At 70.5% G+C, this 16,696-nt stretch carries 18 protein-coding genes; 9 read left to right on the top strand and 9 right to left on the bottom strand.

Annotated features, from left to right (window positions below):
• Position 1: 1 nt before the first annotated feature.
• From pgaC to ACYVJJ_RS08320, 3 genes are all read left to right on the top strand, one after another.
• Positions 2 to 1,255 (top strand): poly-beta-1,6-N-acetyl-D-glucosamine synthase, encoded by a 1,254-nt coding sequence (gene pgaC, locus ACYVJJ_RS08330; protein ID WP_460832641.1) that lies wholly within the window; start codon positions 2 to 4, stop codon positions 1,253 to 1,255.
• The gene (gene pgaD / locus ACYVJJ_RS08325; protein ID WP_460832640.1) at positions 1,252 to 1,728 is read left to right on the top strand and encodes a poly-beta-1,6-N-acetyl-D-glucosamine biosynthesis protein PgaD; all 477 of its coding nucleotides are present in this window, start codon (positions 1,252 to 1,254) and stop codon (positions 1,726 to 1,728) included. Before pgaC ends, pgaD begins: the two co-directional genes overlap by 4 nt.
• An 87-nt stretch (positions 1,729 to 1,815) precedes the next feature.
• Positions 1,816 to 2,118 (top strand): hypothetical protein, encoded by a 303-nt coding sequence (locus ACYVJJ_RS08320; RefSeq protein ID WP_460832638.1) that lies wholly within the window; start codon positions 1,816 to 1,818, stop codon positions 2,116 to 2,118.
• Positions 2,119 to 2,130: 12 nt separating this feature from the next.
• On the opposite strand, the gene ACYVJJ_RS08315 is transcribed toward ACYVJJ_RS08320, so the two are convergent.
• The 8 genes from ACYVJJ_RS08315 to ACYVJJ_RS08280 form a co-directional block, all read right to left on the bottom strand.
• Positions 2,131 to 3,444, bottom strand: coding sequence for an argininosuccinate lyase (locus ACYVJJ_RS08315; RefSeq protein ID WP_460832637.1), 1,314 nt, complete (start codon positions 3,442 to 3,444; stop codon positions 2,131 to 2,133).
• Entirely contained in the window at positions 3,444 to 4,421 is a 978-nt protein-coding gene (argC, locus tag ACYVJJ_RS08310) for an N-acetyl-gamma-glutamyl-phosphate reductase (RefSeq protein WP_460832635.1), read from the bottom strand. The genes ACYVJJ_RS08315 and argC overlap by 1 nt, the downstream gene beginning before the upstream one ends.
• Entirely contained in the window at positions 4,414 to 5,016 is a 603-nt protein-coding gene (locus tag ACYVJJ_RS08305; protein WP_460832633.1) for a GNAT family N-acetyltransferase, read from the bottom strand. Before ACYVJJ_RS08305 ends, argC begins: the two co-directional genes overlap by 8 nt.
• Positions 5,013 to 6,317 (bottom strand): acetylglutamate kinase, encoded by a 1,305-nt coding sequence (locus ACYVJJ_RS08300; RefSeq protein WP_460833350.1) that lies wholly within the window; start codon positions 6,315 to 6,317, stop codon positions 5,013 to 5,015. Before ACYVJJ_RS08300 ends, ACYVJJ_RS08305 begins: the two co-directional genes overlap by 4 nt.
• Positions 6,318 to 6,337: 20 nt before the next feature.
• On the bottom strand, positions 6,338 to 7,429 hold the full coding sequence (locus ACYVJJ_RS08295; RefSeq protein WP_460832632.1) for an acetylornithine deacetylase: 1,092 nt from the start codon (positions 7,427 to 7,429) through the stop codon (positions 6,338 to 6,340).
• 2 nt (positions 7,430 to 7,431) lie between these two features.
• Positions 7,432 to 8,664, bottom strand: a complete 1,233-nt coding sequence (locus tag ACYVJJ_RS08290) for an argininosuccinate synthase (protein ID WP_460832630.1) — start codon at positions 8,662 to 8,664, stop codon at positions 7,432 to 7,434.
• Positions 8,665 to 8,692: 28 nt separating this feature from the next.
• Positions 8,693 to 9,703, bottom strand: a complete 1,011-nt coding sequence (locus tag ACYVJJ_RS08285; RefSeq protein ID WP_460832628.1) for an N-acetylornithine carbamoyltransferase — start codon at positions 9,701 to 9,703, stop codon at positions 8,693 to 8,695.
• 250 nt (positions 9,704 to 9,953) lie between these two features.
• The gene (locus tag ACYVJJ_RS08280; protein WP_460832626.1) at positions 9,954 to 10,391 is read right to left on the bottom strand and encodes a hypothetical protein; all 438 of its coding nucleotides are present in this window, start codon (positions 10,389 to 10,391) and stop codon (positions 9,954 to 9,956) included.
• Between the two features lie 129 nt (positions 10,392 to 10,520).
• Between ACYVJJ_RS08280 and cysS the strand changes: the two genes are divergently transcribed.
• The 4 genes from cysS to ACYVJJ_RS08260 are packed head-to-tail and all read left to right on the top strand — an operon-like array spanning position 10,521 to position 14,080.
• Positions 10,521 to 11,888 carry a cysteine--tRNA ligase gene (cysS, locus tag ACYVJJ_RS08275; protein ID WP_460832624.1) on the top strand — a complete coding sequence of 456 codons (1,368 nt, stop codon included), beginning with the start codon at positions 10,521 to 10,523 and terminating at the stop codon, positions 11,886 to 11,888.
• A 22-nt stretch (positions 11,889 to 11,910) separates the two neighbouring features.
• Entirely contained in the window at positions 11,911 to 12,348 is a 438-nt protein-coding gene (locus tag ACYVJJ_RS08270) for a SufE family protein (protein ID WP_460832622.1), read from the top strand.
• The gene (locus ACYVJJ_RS08265; protein WP_460832620.1) at positions 12,345 to 13,616 is read left to right on the top strand and encodes an MFS transporter; all 1,272 of its coding nucleotides are present in this window, start codon (positions 12,345 to 12,347) and stop codon (positions 13,614 to 13,616) included. The genes ACYVJJ_RS08270 and ACYVJJ_RS08265 overlap by 4 nt, the downstream gene beginning before the upstream one ends.
• 47 nt (positions 13,617 to 13,663) lie before the next feature.
• A complete protein-coding gene (locus ACYVJJ_RS08260) occupies positions 13,664 to 14,080 on the top strand; it encodes a hypothetical protein (RefSeq protein ID WP_460832618.1) in 417 nt (138 codons plus the stop codon).
• Between the two features lie 71 nt (positions 14,081 to 14,151).
• Here ACYVJJ_RS08260 and dksA read toward each other — a convergent pair whose 3' ends face one another.
• A complete protein-coding gene (gene dksA / locus ACYVJJ_RS08255) occupies positions 14,152 to 15,288 on the bottom strand; it encodes an RNA polymerase-binding protein DksA (protein ID WP_460832616.1) in 1,137 nt (378 codons plus the stop codon).
• 198 nt (positions 15,289 to 15,486) lie between these two features.
• On the opposite strand from dksA, the gene yidD reads away from it, so the two are divergent.
• Both yidD and ACYVJJ_RS08245 read left to right on the top strand, forming a co-directional pair.
• The gene (yidD, locus tag ACYVJJ_RS08250; RefSeq protein WP_460832614.1) at positions 15,487 to 15,717 is read left to right on the top strand and encodes a membrane protein insertion efficiency factor YidD; all 231 of its coding nucleotides are present in this window, start codon (positions 15,487 to 15,489) and stop codon (positions 15,715 to 15,717) included.
• Positions 15,718 to 15,834: 117 nt separating this feature from the next.
• On the top strand, positions 15,835 to 16,668 hold the full coding sequence (locus ACYVJJ_RS08245) for a M23 family metallopeptidase (protein WP_460833348.1): 834 nt from the start codon (positions 15,835 to 15,837) through the stop codon (positions 16,666 to 16,668).
• Positions 16,669 to 16,696: the final 28 nt, after the last annotated feature.

The raw sequence follows: 16,696 nt of genomic DNA, 5'->3' as shown, positions 1-16,696 counted from the left end.
CATGCCCCAGATCGACCTGCTCGGCCTTTTCTTCAACTTCGCGTTCTACTACCCGGTCGTGATGTCGCTGTTCTGGATGGCGGGCGGCATCTACTACTACGTCCGGCGCGAGCGCGGGCAGCTCCGGCCGGACCAGCCGCCGATGATGGACGGCTATCCCATGGCGTCGATCCTCGTGCCCTGCCACAACGAAGGCGCGAACGTCGAGGACACGGTCGCGGCCCTGGTCGCGCAGCGCTATCCGAATTTCGAGGTGATCGCGATCAACGACGGCAGCACGGACGACACGGCCGCGCGCCTCGACGCACTCGCCGAGCGCCATCCGCTGCTGCGTGTGATCCACCTCGACCGCAACATGGGCAAGGCGAACGCGCTTCGCATGGGCACCCTGGCCTCGCGCGGCGAGTACTTGGTCTGCATCGACGGCGACGCCCTCCTGCACCCCGATGCCACGCACTGGCTGGTCTGGCATCTCAACAGCGGCCCGCGCGTGGGTGCCGTCACCGGCAATCCCCGCATCCGCAACCGCTCGACGCTGCTGGGCCGCCTGCAGGTCGGCGAGTTCTCCTCGATCATCGGCATGATCAAGCGCGCGCAGCGCAGCTACGGCCGGCTGTTCACCGTCTCCGGCGTGGTCTCGGCCTTCCGCAAGACCGCCCTGCACCGGGTCGGCTACTGGTCCGACGACATGGTGACCGAGGACATCGACATCAGCTGGCGCCTGCAGCTCGACCACTGGGACATCCGCTACGAGCCGAATGCCCTCGCCTACATCCTGATGCCGGAAACCTTCGCCGGGCTCTGGAAGCAGCGCCTGCGCTGGGCGCGTGGCGGCGTGGAAGTGCTCCTGCGCCATGCGCGGTCGGTCAACAGCTGGCGCTCGCGCCGCATGTGGGGCGTGATGCTCGAATACGTGCTGAGCGTCGTCTGGTCGTACGTGATGCTGTCCATCATCGTGCTGTGGCTGCTCGGCTACCTGATCGACATGCCGCCGCAGCTGCGCACCAGCGGCCTGATTCCCAAGTGGCACGGCGTGGTCCTGGGCATCACCTGCCTGCTGCAGTTCGCGATCAGCCTGACGATCGACCGGCGCTACGAGAAGGGCATCGGACGCAACTTCTTCTGGATCGTCTGGTATCCGATCGCCTACTGGCTGCTCAGCCTGTTCACGACGATCGTCGCCGTACCGAAAACCCTGCTTGCGCGCCGTCGTGAGCGTGCCGTCTGGACCAGCCCCGACCGAGGTTACCGATGAACACCACCGTCAACGAGCCGACCTACATCACGCATCCGCGCAAGCCGCCGTCGGCCGCGGTCCGCACGCTGCACGGTGCGATCACGATCGCCGCGTGGGTCGTCTACGCCTACCTGTGGTTGCCGGTGATCACCGTCGTGGCCTGGTACCTCGGCGTGCGCACGAGCTGGGTCGAGCTGGGGGTGAAGAACTACAGCTTCGACCAGGCCACCTTCGGGATCCTGTTCACCCTCGCGATCGTCGCCACGGTGCTGCTGATCGGCTGGGCCGAGTACAACCGGCACAAGTTCGGCCGACACGATCGCCGCACGCCGATCCTCGATGTCGGCGTGGACGACGTCGCGGGCTCGCTCAACACCGACGCGGAGGTCAGCCGCACGCTTGCCGGCAGCAAGTCGATCACGCTGGCCATGGGCGACGACGCGCGCCCGGTCGGCATCCACCGCCACACGCCGCTGTCCGGGCTGCTCTGACGGATCGCCGCCCGGTGCGCCCGGCGGCTTTCACCGGGTCGAACGGTCGGGGCTGTCAGCCTGTGGGAAACACCCGCAGGAGTCCTAATGGACGACCGCATCGAGTCGCTCGAGGCCGAAGTCGCGTTCCTCAAGGACCAGATGTCGCTGCTCGCGCAGTATCTGGCCATCATGATCGGCCGCGCGCAGGTCAACGACTGCATGCTCTCCGCGCTGATCCTCTCGCATCCCGAGCGCGAGTCGCTCAATCGCATCTGGCGGCAGTCGTCCGCGGTGGTGATCCCGGACGTGATCGTCCGCGGGCCCTCGCAGTGGGACGCGGAGATCGCCGACACCGCGAAGCAGCGCGTCGAGCACCTCAACAACCTCGCCGATCCCGAGACCGGCTGAGCCCATGCGGGCTCAGCCTCCGCCGCGGCCGAGCAAGGCCTTCGCGTCGGCCAGCCGCGCGTCGATCAGGTCGAGCCGCGGATCGCCCGGCGCGCCTTGCGACACGCGGGCGTCGAGGCTGCGCACCGGATCGCCGCCTGCCCATTGCGCCGGATCGGCCGCGCGTCGGTAGGCCTCCCGGAACGGCAGTCCGTCGCGCGCGAGGTCGATGGCGAGGTCCGTCGCGTACATCGAGGGATCGATCGCCGCCGCCATCGCGTCTGCGCGCCATTCGAGCGAGCGCAGCAGCTCCGGCACGAGCGCGAGCGCGCCGAGCGCCTGGCCGACGCCTCGCACCAGCGGCGCCTTGGTGAACTGCAGGTCCCGGTGGTAGCCCGAGGGCAGCGAGAGCAGCTGCTCGATCTCCGCGCGCGCGGCTGCAACGGCCGGATGGCTCGCACGTAGGAGTTCCACGACGTCCGGATTGCGCTTGTTCGGCATGATCGAGCTGCCGGTGGTGTAGCGCGCCGGCAGCCGCACGAAACCGAATTCGGCGGTCGTGAACAGGCTGAGGTCCCAGGCGAGCCGCCGCACATCGAGCAGCGCGGTGCCGAGCGCGTCGAGCGCAGCGATCTCGAACTTGCCGCGCGAGAGCTGGGCATAGGAGGGGCTGACCTGCAGGCGGGCGAAGCCCAGCGCCGCGCCGGTCGCCTCGCGTGGGAGCGGCAGGTTCACGCCGTAGCCGGCGGCGGTGCCGAGCGGGTTCGCATCGATCCAGTCGAGCGTCTGCAGCGCGCGCAGCGCATCGTCGACGAAGCCCTCGGCCCAGCCGGCCCACCAGGCCCCTGCGGACGAGACCACCGCCCGCTGCAGGTGCGTATAGCCGGGCATTGGCAGTCGCCGTTCGTCCGCGGCACGCGACAGCGCGACGCCGGCGCACTCGATACACAGGCGCGCCGCTTCCGCGAGCCGGTCCTTGAGCCACAGGCGCGTCGCGACCAGCACCTGGTCGTTACGGCTGCGGCCGGTATGGATGCGGCGGCCCGCATCGCCCAGGCGGTCGGTGAGATAAGCCTCGATCGCCGAATGTCCGTCCTCGTGCCGATCGTCGAGCACGAACTGCCCGGCCTGGAAATCATGGGCAAGCGCGGCCAGCGCGACGTCGATCGAGTCGAATTCCTCCGCGGCCAGCAGGCCGATCGCCGCGAGCCCGCGCGCGTGCTCGCGGCTCGCGCGGATGTCGCAGAGGAAGAATTCGCGATCGAGCACGACGTCATCGCCGGCGAGGAAGGCCTGGATGCGGGCATCGACCTCGACGCCGTCCTTCTGCCACAGCAACTGCGTCATCAGACCTTCTCCTGCGGCGACGGAACTCGCGGAACGCCCAGCAGCCCGTCGAGGCCGTAGGCGAGGTTCAGATTCTGCAAGGCCTGCGTGGCCGCGCCCTTGAGCAGGTTGTCGAGCGTGGCGACGACGACCAGCCGTCGGCCGTCCGACGAGAGCGAGAAGCCGCCGACCTCGGCACCGTGGGCGCCGGCGATCCGGCTCACCCATGGGCCGTCGTCGACGACGTCGACGAGCGGCGCAGCCGCGTAGAAGTCCCGGTAGCGTGCGCGCACCGCGTCGAGCGCGACCGGCTCGCGCAGGTGCAGGTTCGCGGTCACGGTGAGCCCGCGGAAATGCGGCGCGACATGCGGCATGAATTCCACCGCATGACCCAGGTGCCGGCTGACTTCGGCCTCGTGCACGTGCCCGGTGAGCGCATACGGCATGAGATTGTCGCGCAGCAGCGCCGGGTCGTTTTTCGGCGACGGCGAAGTGCCCGCGCCCGAGTAACCCGAGACCCCGAAGCACTGCACCGGCCCGTCGAGCGCGTCGCGCATCGGCGCGATCGCGAGCTGCATCGCCGTGGCATAGCAGCCGGGGTTGCTGATGCGTCGGGTGCCCGCGTCGACCGGCGCGAGCTCGGGGAGCCCGTAGGCCCAGCCGGCATCGAAGCGGTAGTCCGCCGAGAGGTCGACGAGGGTCGCCTCCGGCGCGAGGCGCGAGATCGCCTCGACGTAGGACGCAGCCTTCCCGTTCGGGAGTGCGAGCAGGTAGGCGCCGTGCGGAAGCGCCGGTAGCATCGCGGGCGCCGCGTCGCTGTAGCGCAGGCCCGCCGGCGCGCCGTCGACGTGATCGGCCACCGGTTGGCCCGCGCGTTCGCGGGAGGCGACGAATGCGAGGTCGAATCGCGGATGCGCGGTCAGCAGGCGGATCAGTTCGGCCCCTACGTGGCCGCGTCCGCCGACCAGCGCGACGGGGATGCGATCGGTGTCAGTCATGCGTGGCGTCCAGGCGTTCGTCGAGGCGGTCGCGCACCTGCGGCCATTCGTCGGCGAGGATCGAGTAGATATGCGTATCGCGCAGGCTGCCGTCGCGATGGCGGAGATGCCCGCGCAGGATGCCGTCGCGACGCGCGCCCAGCCGTTCGATCGCCGCCTGCGACTGCAGGTTCAGGTGGCTCGTCTCGAAGGCGACGGATGCGCAGCCGAGCGTATCGAAGGCATGCGCGAGCAACAGGCGCTTCGCCTCGGTGTTCAGCCCCGTGCGCTGCACGCGGCGCGCATACCAGGTGTAGCCCACGGTGAGCCGCGGCACGCGCGGGTCGAGGTGGTAGAAACGCGTGGTCCCGACCACCGCTCCGTCCGCGTCCATGACCACGAACGGCAGCGCCTCGCCGCGCGCCTGCATGGCGAGCGCGTCGGCGACGTAGCCCATCGCCTCCTCGCGCGACGGCACCAACGTATAGACGAGTCGCCACAGCTCACCGTCCGCCGCGGCCTCGCCCAGCGCCGGCGCGTGCGCCGCCTCGAGCGGCGCGAGGCGCACGTGGCGCCCACCGAGCGTCGGCACCTGGGTCCAATTCGGCAGGCTCATGCGGGATCTTCCAGCGTCGCCGGATGCGTCGCGCAGTAGTCGATGCAGCGTGCGATCTCGCCCATGTCATCGATGCCGTACCAGAACACCTGCCACGGATCGCGGCGGATGCAGCCGTCGGCCTGCGCCATGTAGAACGCGTTGACCGGATTGTCGCGGCGCGAGCGCCAGAACAGCCGGGGCGTCGCCTCGCGCATCACCTGCCAGACGGCGCGCCCGAGGCCTTCGCCCTGCGCCTCGTCGAGCACCGCGAACTTGTCGAGGTACGGGCGGCCGTCCTGCAGCGTGATGATGACGGCGGCACGGTAGTTCTCGCTGACGTGCACGCGATACGGCACGGTGCGCTCGAAGTAGTCGGGCAGCAGCCGGCGCCCGAAGGCCGACTCGATGAGCCCCTGCAGGCGTTCCGTGTCGAGCTCGCCCCAGCCGCGCGCCTCGAGCACGCGCTCGCCGCGCCGAACCAGCGTGCCCGAGCCCCGGTGGGTGAACAGTTCCTTCGCGAGCTCGGCCGGGCGCGTGATCGAGACCGACGACGTGAGCGGCAGGTCCGCCAGCAGCGCGCCGATCTGTTCCAGCTTGAGGCGCATGCCGCCGGTGAGCCACGGCTGCTCGAGCAGATGCTCGTATTCGGTCGACAGGTTGATCGAGTCGATGACCTGCCCGTCGCCGTCGAGCAGCCCGCCCGTGCCGGTGAGGAAGACGATCTTGTACGGCTGCAGCGCGCGCACGAGCTCGTTCGCGGCGAAATCCGCATTGATGTTGAGGATCTGCCCGGCGGCGGTCTCGCCGAGGCTCGCGATCACGGGAATCGATCCGTGCCGCAGCGCGGTGCGGATCGGCGCGGTCTCCACGCGCGCCACGCGGCCGACCAGCCCGAGCGCGTCGCGATCGAGATACTCGGCCTCGAAGACGCCGGACATGATGGACGTCGCCCGGGCCCCGGCCTGTTGCAGCGCCTCGGCGAGCTGCAGGTTGGCCTGCTGGAAAACGCGACGCACGACCGCGAGCGTCTCCGGCGACGTCACCCGAAGGCCGTTCACCGTCTGCTTCTCGACGCCCGCCGCGGCGAGCTCGGTGTCGAGCTGCGGGCCCGCGCCGTGCACGACGATGGGTGTCAGCCCGACGTCCTGCAGGAAGGCCAGCGACGAGGCGAGCGCCTCGAGGTCGTCGCGCAGCACGGCACCGCCGACTTTCACCACCGCGAAGCGCTCGGCATCGAGTTGCGAGAAGCGACGCAGGTACTGGTCGATCTCCTTCGCGCTGCCCATGCTCGAGAGCAGCCGCACGATGGTGCGGCGCATCTGGATGTCCTCAGCGGGCGTCACGCTGCACCTCCGATGATCCGCGCCGCATGCGCGGCGTATCGCTCGAGCTGCGCGATCTCGACCCACTCGTCGGCCGCATGCGCCTGCGCGATGTCGCCGGGCCCGAAGACGATCGCGGTGAGGCCGGCTTCGGAGAACAGCGAGGCCTCGGTCCAGAAGTCGACGGCATTGCCGATCGGCAGGTCGAGCTCGTCGCAGAGGTCGCGTGCACGCAGCCGGCCGCGCTCGGCGGCGTCGAGCCCCCCGGCCGGCAGCGGCGGGCCGCGGAAGGTCTCCTCATAACCGGACAGGTGCCCCTCGCCCGCAAGCGCCCGCAGGCGCGCGTGCAGGTCGTCGGTCGGCATCGACGGCAGCGGACGGAAGTTGAAGCGCATGCGCGCGCTGGGTGCGATCACGTTGCCCTTGATGCCGCCCTCGACGGTGCCGATGTTGAAGCGAAGGCCGGTGAGCCCGCCGAAGCGCTCGTGCGCGAGCGATCCGACCAGGTCGAGCGCCCCGCCCGCCCAGCGCACCGCGCGATGCACCGCGCTCGCTTCGAGCGCGCCGGCCGCCGATGCATGCCCGGCCTGGCCGGTGAAGCTCACGAGCGCCGAGCTGATGCCGCGGTGCGCGAGCACGGCCTCGCAGCGGGTCGGCTCGGCGACGAGCGCGGCCTCGAAGCCGTGGTCCGTGGCGAGGAAGCCGCGGATGCAGCGCGCGTCGTTCGCCTCTTCGTCCGTGCTGAACAGGAAGGCGGCATCGCCATGGCTCGCGGCCGCGGCCGCGAGCAGTCCGGCGGCCGCGCCCTTGATGTCGCAGGCGCCGAGGCCGATGGCGCGGCTGCCGTCGATGCGCAGGCGCAGCGGATCGCCCGTCCACTCGGGCGACGACGGTACGGTGTCGAGGTGGACGTTGAACAGGCGCTTCGGCGCGCCGCGCACGGCGAGCATCGAAACGGCGCCCGCGCCGTGGTCGACGACGTCGATTCGAAAGCCCGCCAGCTGCGCGCGCAGGTAGTCGAAGATGCCGCCGGTGCCGATCGCACGGGGCGGGTTGCGCGTGTCGAAGGCGACGAGGGCCGCCAGATGCGCGAGGATCGCGTCGCGCACGGTCAGCCCCCTGCCCCGCGCGCGTTGACCTGCGCCCACAGCGTGCTGCTCATGCCGAACAGCTTGATGAAGCCCTCGGCCTCCTCGACACCCCAGTCCGCGGACTGGGCGTAGGTCGCGCCCTTCGAATGCAGCAGGTGCGGCGAGCGCACGGCGACCGCGTCGACGGTGCCACCGTGCGTCTCCAGCACCACCTCGCCATTGACCATGCGCTGCGACGACGCGAGAAACGCCTCGAGGTCGGCTTTCAGCGGATCGTGGAAGAAGCCTTCGTAGACGAGCTCGACCCACTTGCGCGCCACATCGGGCTTGAAGCGGTTCTGCTGCTTGGTCAGCACCGCCTCCTCCAATGCGCGGTGCGCGGCGAGCAGCGCGGTCAGGCCGGGCGCCTCGAAGACGATCCGGCCCTTGAGGCCGATCGTGGTGTCGCCGGTGTAGAGACCGCGGCCCACGCCATAGGCCGCGAACAGCGTGTTGAGCCGTGCCAGCAGCTGGGCACCGGGAAGCGTGACGCCATTGATCGCCACCGCCTCGCCGCGTTCGAAGCGCAGCGTCACGCGCATCGGCTCAGTGGGCCACGCCTCGCGCGGCGCGCACCAGCCGCGCGCGCCCTCGCCCGGCGCCTCCCAGCGGTCGATCTCGCCGCCGGAGAGCGTCACGCCGAGCAGGTTCTCGTTGATCGTGTAGCTCTGCTGCTTCGCGCGCACCCCGAAGCCGCGTTCCTCGAGGTACTTCTGTTCGTAGGCACGCGTCTGCGTGTGTTCCTTCTGGATCTCGCGGATCGGCGCGAGGATGCGGTAATCGCCGCTCGCCTTCACCGCGAGGTCGAAGCGCACCTGGTCATTGCCCATGCCGGTGCAGCCGTGCGCGATCGCGTTGGTGCCGAGTTCGGCGCAACGCGCGAGCGCGGCGTCGACGATCAGGTAGCGGTCGGAGACCAGCAACGGATACCGCCCCTGGTAGGCCTCGCCCGCCTGCACGAACGGCACCACGAAGCCGTTCCAGATCGCGGGCCCGCCGTCCACGGTGACGTGGCTCGCGACGCCGAGCTCGTGCGCGCGCTGCTCGATGTAGGTGCGCTCCTCGGCATCGACGCCGCCGGTGTCGGCGAAGACGGTATGGACGGTCCAGCCCTGCGCCTGCAGGTAGGGAACGCAGAAGCTCGTGTCGAGCCCGCCGGAGAAGGCGAGGACGACGTCTCGGGAGGTGGCGGGCGTGGAGTCGGAAGCGGTCACGGGGATGCTCGATGGAGAGGGAAAGGAATCAGGACTGGGGCGCGAGGAGCGCGGCCATCACGGCCTTCTGCACGTGGAGGCGGTTCTCGGCCTCCTCGATCGCGATGCAGTTCGGCGAGTCCATCACCGCGTCCGTCGCCTTGACGTTGCGGCGCAGCGGCAGGCAATGGCTGAAGACGCCGTTGTGGGTCAACGCCATCTTCCGCTCGTCGACGATGAAGTGCTTGTGGGCATCGCGGATGGGCTTCTCGGGGCCCCAGTTGCCGAAGTACGGCAGCGCACCCCAGCTTTTCGCGTAGACGACGTCCGCGCCGGCATAGGCGCTGTCGATGTCGTGGCTCACGGTGAGCGAGCCGCCGCTCTCGGCGACGTTGTCCGCAGCCCAGCCCATGTAGCGTTCGTCGAGCACGTAATCGGGCGTCGGGCACAGCAGGGTCACGTCCATCCCGAGGCGCGTGGCGATCGTCAATGCGGAGTTCGCGACGGCCGTGTTGAGCGGCTTGGGGTGGTACGTCCAGGTCAGCACGTACTTCCTGCCACGCAGATCGGTCGTACCGAAATGCTCCTGCAACGCGAGCGCATGCGCGAGCTCCTGGCACGGGTGCGTGATCGTCTCCATGTTGATCACGGGAACCGTCGAGTACTTCGCGAAGGCCTTGAGCACGCGGTCCTCGCGGTCCACGGACCAGTCGACGAACTTGGGGAACGCGCGCACGCCGATCAGGTCGACGTAGCGCGCCAGCACGCGCGCGACCTCGGCCACGTGCTCCTCGGCCTCGCCGTCCATCACCGCGCCGAGGTCGAACTCGATCGGCCAGGCGTCTTTGCCGGGCTGCAGCACGATCGCATGGGCGCCGAGCTGGAACGCGCCCAGCTCGAAGCTGGTGCGCGTGCGCATCGACGGATTGAAGAACACGAGCGCGATGGAGCGCCCGCGCAGCTGGTCGCCGAGTGGCGCCCGCTTGAAGGCCGCGGCCTGTACGAGGAGCGCGTCGAGCTCGGCGCGGGACCAGTCCTGGGTATTGAGGAAATGCTTCATGGGGGCTCCGGGCGGAAATCGCCGGGCCCCGAAACGCGAGAACCCAGCGCGATGGCTGGGTTCTTGAGGCATCCCGTCAGTGCGACGGGACGAATGGCACCTCGATCACCCGGCCGTTGGCAGGGTGCGTCGGCGCGCGCGCGAGGTCATGCCCGCCGCCATCCAGGCGGAGGTGAGGACGTCGGCGTCGGCGTAGTGGGCATTCATCGGGCGGCGATGCTCTCACGGGGAACGGGGTGGCGCAAGCCGATCACGGCATGGGCGTGACGGAAATCCGGATCCGCAGCAGGTGTCCGGGATCCTCGGCGAGGCGCGAGCGGTACTTGGCACCGCGATAGGCGTAGTCGACGTCGAAGGCGATCGGCCGGCGGAACTGGCGCTCGACCGGCACCATGCGGCAGTTGCGGGCCGGCGACTCCGCCGCCGTGCCGTCGCGCTTGAACGCACCGCGCACGGCCCCGACCACCCGCGACAGCCGCGAGCCGTCGGCCGCCGTCGCGCCGGCCTCGTCGCAGCGCTGCTCCATCCGGGTGGCATTGAGGGTCTGGTAGACCGGCGTCACCCGCATCACCTTCGCGTACTCGTAGCGCACGTTCTCGCGCTGGACGATCGTGGTGCCCTGGCCGTACGCGGCATTCGCAGCCAGCAGCAGCGCCAGCACGGGGAACTGCAGGTGACGATGGCGCAAGGCGGGCCTCCCGGCGGGTCCGGAGGCCGGAGAGTGTATGCGCGCCAGCGGCCGGAGCGATGAACAACCCCTGTCGCCGGGCGTCCGGGCCACGGCCGGCTAGAATGGCCGGCTGCACCGAGGTGAGCCATGAGCCTGCGCCTGTACAACAGCCTGTCGCGACGCGTCGAGCCCTTCGAACCGCTGGATCCGCGGCGACCCACGATGTACGTCTGCGGACCGACGGTCTACAACTACGTGCACATCGGCAATGCGCGCGGCCCGGTGGTATTCGGCGTGCTTGCCGACCTGCTGCGCCGGCGCCACGGCGCCCTCGCCTACGCGCGCAACATCACCGACGTCGACGACAAGATCAACGCCGCCGCGCGCGAGCAGCAGGTGCCGATCGCGGCGATCACCGACCGCTTCGCCGCGGCCTACCGCGAGGACATGGGCGCGCTCGGCGTGCGCCTGCCGGATCTCGAGCCGACGGCGACCGGCCATATCCCGCAGATGATCGCGATGATCGAGCGCCTCATCGACGCCGGGCACGCATACGCGGCCGAAGGCCACGTGCTGTTCGCGGTGGCGAGCTTCGACGGCTACGGCAAGCTTTCGCGGCGTGATCGCGACGAGATGCTCGCCGGCGCACGCGTCGAGGTCGCCCCGTACAAGCGCGATGCGGGTGACTTCGTGCTGTGGAAGCCGTCGACCGACGACCTGCCGGGCTGGGAGTCGCCCTGGGGCCGCGGCCGTCCCGGATGGCACATCGAGTGCTCGGCGATGGCCGCGGCGCACCTCGGCGAGACGATCGACATCCATGCCGGCGGCGTCGACCTGCAGTTCCCGCACCACGAGAACGAGATCGCGCAGAGCGAGTGCGCGCACGGCGGCAAGCCGTTCGCGCGGTTCTGGCTGCACAACGGCATGCTCAACTTCGGCGGCGCCAAGATGAGCAAGTCGATCGGCAACATCGAGAAGGTGCACGACCTCGTGCGTGCCCATCCGCCCGAGGCGCTGCGCCTGGCGCTGCTTTCCGCGCATTACCGGCAGCCGCTGGAATGGTCGGATGCGCTGGTCGAGCAGAGCGTGCGCACGCTCGACCGCCTGTACGGCACCCTGCGCGACCTGGCCGACGTGGAAGCGCAGGCGGTCATCCCCGCGGCGGTCGAGGCGATGCTGGATGACGACCTCAACACGCCGCAGGTGCTCGCCGAGGTCTCGCGCCTGGCCGGCGACGCCCGCCGCGCGACCGATGCCGCCGAGCGCACGCGGCTGAAGTCCGAGCTGCTCGGTGCGGGCCTCGCGCTCGGCCTGCTCCAGCAGGCACCGGCCGACTGGTTCGCCCGCGGCGCGTCGGAGGGCGACGACGCACAGATCCAGGCGCTCGTGGACGAGCGCGGCGCGGCCAAGGCGGCACGCGATTTCGCCCGGGCCGACGCGATCCGCGAGGCGCTCGCGGCCGAGGGGATTCTCCTCGAGGACACGCCGGCCGGCGTACGTTGGCGCCGCGCCTGAGCCCACCGGAACGACGCCACCCGTGACCGACCGTTACTTTCCGCTCGAGCCCACGCCCGCCGAGGCCCAGGCCGCCATCCGCGACGAGTTCGCGTTCTTCGCCGACTGGTCCGAGCGCTACCAGTACCTGATCGACCTCGGCCGCAAGCTGCCGCCACTCGACGAGGCCGAGCGCACCGAGGTCAACCGCCTGCTGGGCTGCCAGTCGAAGGTGTGGATCGTGTCGACGGGCGACCGGGACCGCCTCGACTTCAGCGCCGCAAGCGATTCGGCGATCGTCAGCGGGCTGATCTACCTCGCGCTGCGGGTCTACTCCGGGCGCTCCGCCGCCGAGATCGCCGCGACCGAGCCGACGTTCGTCGCGGACATCGGCCTCGCGCGGCACCTGTCGCCCACGCGCAGCAATGGCCTGAGCGCGCTGCTCGCCTACATCCAGGACATCGCGCGGCAGGCCGCGTGAGCGCGTCCCCCACCCCTCCCCCCGCCGACGCGGCGGCCGTGCATCCCCTGCGCGTGCGTGCCTTCGCCGCGCTGATGGGCTACCGGCTCCTGACGATCCTGTCCTACCAGATCGTCGCCGTCGCAGTGGGTTGGCAGGTCTACCAGCTCACGCGCGATCCTCTGCAGCTCGGGCTCATCGGCCTCGCGGAAGTCATCCCCTACTTCTGCGTCGCGCCGTTCGCCGGCTACCTCGTCGACCACCTGGCCCGCCGCAAGCTCGGCGTGGCCGCGTGCCTGGGTCTGGCCGCCACCGGCCTCGTGCTCGTGCTGGTCACGACGTTCGGCGCGTCGAAGGACGGCATCTGGCCCATCTACGGCGCCATCGCACTTACCGGCGTCGTCCGATCGTTTCTCGGCCCCGTCTACAACGCGCTGTTCGGGCGCGTGCTGGTGCGCGCGCAGTACACGCGGGGCGCGAGCATCGCGAGCATCGTCTTCCAGTCGGGACTCGTGATCGGCCCCGCGATCGGCGGCCTGCTGCTCGGCGGCTGGCTGTTCGGCACGCGCGACGTGCGCGTCGCCTACGCGATCGCCGCGGTGCTCGCGCTCGCCGCGGCGGTCGCGGTCGGCTCGATGCGGGTGACGGAGCCTGCGCAGGCCCAGCAGCGCGGGCCGGTCTTCGCAAGCATCGCGGAAGGCGCGCGCTTCGTCTTCTCGCACCAGGTGCTGCTCGGGGCGCTCGCGCTCGACATGTTCGCCGTGCTGTTCGGTGGCGCGATCTCGCTCGCGCCCGCCTTCATCGCCGACGTGCTCCACGAGGGCCCGGAAGCGCTCGGCATCCTGCGCGCGGCGCCGGCGCTGGGCTCTGTGGCCGTCGGGCTCTGGCTTGCGCGGCGCCCGCTCGAGCGCCATGCCGGGCCCGCGATGCTCGCCGCGGTGGCCGCGTTCGGCCTTTGCATGATCGGCTTCGCCCTGTCGAAGGTGCTGTGGCTCTCGGCGCTGTTCCTGCTGCTGTCGGGTGTCTTCGACGGGATCTCCGTGGTGATCCGCTCGACGATCCTCCAGCTCGCCACCCCGGACGAGATGCGCGGGCGCGTCTCGTCGATCAACGGCATCTTCATCGGTTCGTCGAACGAGCTCGGCGCCTTCTGGTCGGGCGCGATGGCGCGGCTGCTCACGCTGGTGCCGTCCGTCGTGATCGGCGGGTGCCTGACCCTCGGCGTGGTGGGCGTCACCGCCTGGAAGGCCCCGAAGCTGCGCCGGCTGGACCTGCGGGCGTTACGCTAGCCCCGACGCGGCATGGGGATGCCGCGCGAGCGTCCGGGGAGGACATGATGCATTCACCACCGAAGTGGCTTCGCGGCGTCGGGATCGCCGCGCTCGTCTGGAACCTGCTGGGCTGCATGGCCTTCGCGATGGATCTCGCGATGACGCCCGACGACGTCGCGAAGCTCGACGCCGTGCAACGCGCGATGTACGAGTCGCGGCCGGTCTGGTCGATCGTGGGCACCGCGCTCGCCGTGGTCGGCGGCGCGCTCGGCTCGCTGGGCCTGGCGCTGTACCGCCGCTGGGCCATGCCGCTGCTCGCCGCATCGCTGCTCGGCGTGCTGCTGCAGGACGCCGGCATGCTCCTCGCCGCACCCGCGTCGCCGGGCCCGGTGGTGATCGGCATGCAGGGCCTCGTGCTCGTGGTGGCGGTCGCTCTAGTGGCGCTCGCTGCGCACGCGCGCTCCCGCGGCTGGCTCCGTTGAGCGGGAGCAGGACGCCATAAAAGCGAAGCCCCGCCGGAGCGGGGCTTCGCGATCGTGCAGGGCGTAACGGATCAGTCGCCCATCTGCTTCTGCAGGTGCTCCCAGCGCTCCTGCGCGTCGATCGTGCGCTCGGCGGTCAGGCGGGCCTCGAGGCGCTCCAGCCCGATCTCCTCCCCCGTGTCGACGCAGTAGCCGTAGTCGCCGGAATCGATGCGCTTGAGCGTGCTGTCGATCTTGCTGATCAGCTTGCGGTAGCGATCGCGCGTGCGCAGCTCGAGCGAGTTCTCCGTCTCGCGCGTGGCGCGCTCGGCCTCGTCGCCGACGTCGCGGACTTCCTCGCGCAGGTTCTCGATCGTCTGCTTCGACTCCTCGACCAGATCCCCACGCCACTGCAGCAGGCGCTGGCGGAAATACTCGAGCTGCAGCGGGTTCATGTACTCCTCGTCGGACTTCGGCTTGTACCCGTCGGGCACGACGGGGCGACCGGTGGCCTCGTCCGTCTTGTACTCGACGACCCGCTTCGGGCCGCTCGGCGCGCTCGATGCGCCGCGCCCCGACGTCACCGCGACCGCGACCTTGCCCGCCTGGCGCTCCGGGACGGCGGTGGCGCGGCCACCGGACGCTCCCGCCGCGGCATCGGACGCCGCTGCGCTCTTCTTGTTGGTGCTCTTGCTCATGGACTCCACCTGCGGGGGCGCCGCCTGCACGCTCTTGGCAGCACGCGCCCCGGTCTTCTCGGCGCCCGCGCGACCGGCGCTGGCCTGGACGGCCCCGCCTGCCTGCGGACGTTCGTTCTGCCCTTCCGGGGCCGGAGCGCGCGCGGACCGCTCGAGGTCCGTCGCCGCCACCGGCGTCGAAGGGGTCTTGCGCGCTGCCGTGGCCTTGTTCTGCACGGCAGCGGGTTTCTGCGGCACCGTCTTGGCGACCGGGCGCGCGGCGGGCGTCGACTTCGCGGCGGCCTTCTTGGCGACCGGCGCCTTCCTGGCCGGTGCGGCTTTCGCGACCTTCTTCGCCGCGGCCTTCTTGGCGGGTGCCGGCGCAGGCTTGGCGGCGCTCTTGGCCGGCGCCTTCTTCGCCGGAGCGGCCTTGGTGACCTTCTTCGCCACCGACTTGCCGACCGCCTTCGCGGGCGCCGGCTTCTTGGCGGCGGGCTTGGCGGACTTCTTGGCCGCCGGAGCAGCCTTCTTCGCGGTTTTCTTCGATGCCACGAGCGCCTGTCCTTTCTTCCCTTGAGGCGGGAAAGCGCGCTGTTATACCCTGCCCGGAACAGCCGCGGCAACCGAATTTCCCGCATGTTCCGCAGCGCTCGCGGCACGCTCACGTGCGGCACGTGCAACGCGCTCCATTCCGACGCGAATCGCACGGTGCCTTCTCGCCATCATGGTGATCCACCGCATCAAGGCCCCGTGATCGACCGCGCACTCATCGTCCTGCTCCGTGGCTACAAGCGGTTCATCAGCCCGCTGCTCGGGCAGCGTTGCCGTTTCCATCCGACGTGCTCGGTGTATGCGATGGAAGCGATCGAGCGCCACGGCGCGATGCGCGGCACTTGGCTGACCGCCGGTCGACTGCTGCGCTGCCAGCCGTTCCATCCGGGCGGCCACGATCCCGTGCCGCCGCGACGCGAGCACACTTGAAGCGAGCGCATCGCGCCGGTTACAGGCATGCGAGCACGTGGCGCCGACGCGCCGCCCGTCAACGTGCGCAAGCAGGAGGACCCGATGACGCACCGCCTCGCCTTTCCGATCGCCCTGATGCTTGCACTCGCCGGCTGCGGGCTGCAGACCGGGCGTCCCGACGTCCCCGCGCGCGCAGTGCCCCCGGCGCCCACGATGCTCGAGGTGCCGTCGCAGGCGTCGCAGGGCGCACTCGTCGTCGGGCGCACGACGTTCGATGCGCGTGTGGCGGTCGGCGGCCGCGACGTGCGCGTCGCGGGCGACGGGCGTTTCGTGTTCGGCATTCCGCGCGATGCCACGGGACGCATCGAGGTCCGTTCGACGCGGCCGGGCGACGCGCCGACGGTGCGTGCAGTCCGCGTCGAGCCGCGCGACTGGCCGGTCGAACGCGTCGATGGCGTCCCGCCGTCGACCGTCGATCCGCCGCCGGCGATCGCCGCGCGCATCCGTGAGGAACAGGCGCGCGTCGCCGCCGCGCGCGTACGCGACGATGCACGCATCGATTTCCTGCAGCGTTTCATCCGCCCCGTGGAAGGACGTATCAGCGGACGCTTCGGCAACCAGCGCGTCTACAACGGTGCCCCGGGCGCACCGCATTCGGGCATGGACATCGCGGCGGCATCGGGCACACCGGTGCGGGCACCCGCGGCGGGTATCGTCACGTTCGCCGACCCGGGGCTCTACCTGACCGGCGGCACGCTTCTGCTCGACCACGGCCATGGCGTGAGCTCGAACTTCCTGCACCTGTCGCGGATCGATGCGCGCATCGGCCAGCGCGTCGAGCAGGGCGACGTGATCGGCGCAGTGGGCGCCACGGGCCGCGCGACCGGGCCGCACCTGCACTGGGGCATGAACTGGTTCGAGACGCGGATCGACCCGTTGCTGGTGCTCGAAAGCCCGCAGGCGCGCTGACGGCCACGGCAAGCGAGCGCGCGGGCCG

This window comes from Lysobacter humi (ex Lee et al. 2017) (genome assembly GCF_054781815.1).
This window is presented reverse-complemented; position numbering and strand designations above follow the sequence as displayed.